Source organism: Flavobacterium sp. RNTU_13 (assembly GCF_046614455.1).
GTDB lineage: Bacteria > Bacteroidota > Bacteroidia > Flavobacteriales > Flavobacteriaceae > Flavobacterium.
This window is the reverse complement of the sequence record NZ_JBKJHB010000014.1, coordinates 1-3,124: the sequence shown is the minus strand read 5'-3', so window position 1 is coordinate 3,124 and position 3,124 is coordinate 1. Positions and strand designations below refer to the sequence as shown.

Here is a 3,124-nt window from a genome sequence, read left to right as displayed (position 1 = left end):
TACTATATTGTTGCCGACTGTAACTGTCATCGTTGTGGTTGTAGCACACTGGCCCGCATTTGGTGTAAATGTATAGGTGGTAGTGGCAGTATTATTTACAGCCGGACTCCATGTTCCTGTAATGCCGTTTGCAGATGTAGTAGGCAGTGTTATTGAGGTTCCGCTACATATTGGTGCAATTTGCGTAAATGTTGGCACTATATTGTTGCCGACTGTAACTGTCATGGTTGTGGTTGTAGCACACTGGCCCGCATTTGGTGTAAATGTATATGTTGTAGTGGCAGTATTATTTACAGCCGGACTCCATGTTCCTGTAATGCCGTTTGTAGACGTAGCAGGCAGTGTAAATGAGCCGCCGGGACATATAGCCGCTATCTGTGCAAAGGCAGGAGTTTGAGGATTGGTTACATTCATAGTAACTACATTACTTGTAACCGTTGCCACAGATGCGCATGTCGCACTACTGGTCATTACAACAGAAACAGTATCTCCGTTCATCAAATTTGACGGTGTAAATACAGCACTGTTAGTGCCAACATTACTTCCGTTTAGTTTCCACTGATATTGAGGTGTCGCGCCGCCATTAACCGGGGTTGCAGTAAAGGTTACCGGGCTACCTGTGCATATTTGTGTAGATGATGCGGCAACGGAAACAGATGCCGTACAGGGTTGTATTGATCCATAGACGCAAATAGTAAAGGCGTCAATAGCCGGCCCGTGAAAAGCATTGAATACCCTTATATAATATTCTTCTCCCAGCGTTAGGTTAGAAATGTTTGCAGTTTCACTTACGTTTGCTCCATATCCGTTAATACAGGCAATAGAAGTGCCGTTGCATCCTCCTTGAAATACCTGGTATCCCAGGTCGGTACCAAGCATTGGCCCAATGTAAATGTTTGCGCTGGTTCCTTCGGCTATAAATTTGAACCATAAGTCCTGGCCAGCGACGGGAGCGCATGAAATTGATGGCCCGTCAAACATTGCACCGCTAAAAGTAGCGGCAATTGGCGTACATGAGGTATTTTGGTATAAGAGCGTTGCATTTTCGCAGGTGTCATAAGCAGGCTTAGGATATTTTGTAATGCAGAAAGTGATATTCTGGCTAACATAGCCACCCATTAAATGGAAAAACCTTATGTAATAGGTTTGACCTATTACAAAAATATTATCTCTGTAATATTCAGAAACATTGTTACCTCCATTATTTACACAGGCTATCATTGTTCCGTTACAACTTCCTTCAAATATCTGGAAGCCTGGGTTAAAACCGCTTACAGGGTTCATGTAGATACTATAGGTTTGCTCAGTTGCAACAAATTTGTACCAAATATCTTGTGAAGCGGTGCCTGTAGGGCACACAGGGGTTGTTCCGTCATTATGCGAGGCTGAAAATGTGCCTCCTATATAATTACACGTTGTATCTGGAAATACTTCAGTAGCATTGGTGCAAAGGTCGTTAGCAGGGGGCGGATATTTATTAATACATATAAGAAAGCCCGCATTACTTAAAGAGCCCCCGTTGTGTAACACTCTTATATAGTATTCCTGCCCAATAATAAAATTATTGTTTATGTAGCTCTCAGCTTGGTTCATGCCCTGATTGTTAACACAGGCTACTACCGTACCGTTACAGCCACCCTGAATTATCTGGAAAGCCTGGTCAATACCGTCTGAGTAAGACATATTGATACCCATGGTAACATCAGTAGCTGTAAATTTGTACCATACATCCTGCTGTGCATTGTTGGTACAGTTGGTAGTTGCGGTACCATCCCTTAGCGCACCGCTTATGGTTCCATTAGTATAACTGCATTCTAAATTAGGCGTTAATTCCACGGCATTAGCACAAAGGTCATTGGCTGGCGCAGGATATTTGGCAACACATATATAAAAGTTCGAAGTACTTGTAAAGCCTCCATCATTTAATACCCTTATATAATACTGCTGGCCAATTATAAAATTGTTAGCCATATACCTTTCGGCCTGATCCATCCCAAAGTTATTTACACAGGCTATAACTGTACCATTACAGCCGCCCTGCAGTATCTGGAATGCCTGGTTTATTCCTGGTGAGTAAGGCATCGAGATGCTCATTGTGGCATCGGTAGCCGTAAACTTATACCATACATCCTGTAAGGCATTCGGAGCACATGTTGCTGTATCGCCGTCTTTTAGCGCACCATTAATAGTGCCTGCTATGTAACTGCATTCTAAAGTCGGGATAAGTTCAATGGCATTCGCACAAAGGTCATTGGCAGGAGTTAAATATTTAGTAACACATATATTAAAGTTAAATGCACTAACCTGCGTAAAGACATTTATTACACGCACATAATATTCCTGACCGGGGATAAAATCGCTCCTGAAAACCGTTTCAGTACCATTTTGTCCACTGGTGTTTGCACAGGCAAACAGAGACCCGTTACATCCTCCCTGAAATACCTGTATTGCATGGTTCAGGTCATATATGCCGTCTACGGTAATCCTCATTGTTGGGTCGGTAGCTGTAAATTTATACCATACATCCTGGCTGGCCGTTGCAACGCATGAAGTGCCGCCATCATTTAGCGCCCCCGAAAAAGTACCCGCAGTGTAGTTACATGTAGTTCCCGGTGTTAACTGTATAGCATTGGCACAAAGGTCGTTAACAGGGAGAGGATATTTATTAACACATATATTAAAGTTAAATGTACTTACCTGCGTAAAGACATTTATTACACGCACGTAATATTCCTGACCGGGGATAAAATCATTCCTGAAAACCGTTTCAGTACCATTTTGTCCGCTAGTGTTTCCACAGGCAAACAGAGACCCGTTACACCCTCCCTGAAATATCTGGATTGCATGGTTTAAGTCATATATAGCGTCTACGGTAACTTTCATTGTTTGGTCGGTAGCCGTAAATTTATACCATACATCCTGGCTGGCCGTTGCAACGCATGAAGTGCCGCCATCATTTAGTGCCCCCGAAAAAGTACCCGCAGTGTAGTTACATGTAGTTCCCGGTGTTAACTGTATAGCATTGGCACAAAGGTCGTTTGCTGGGAGAGGATATTTATTAACACATATATTAAAGTTAAATGTACTTACCTGTGTAAAGACATTTATTACACGCACGTAATAT

General features: G+C 42.6%; 1 pseudogene. It reads right to left on the bottom strand.

Annotated elements, in window-relative coordinates:
* Positions 1–3,124 (bottom strand): annotated as a pseudogene (locus ACLI08_RS16365) (hypothetical protein); the annotation flags it as partial.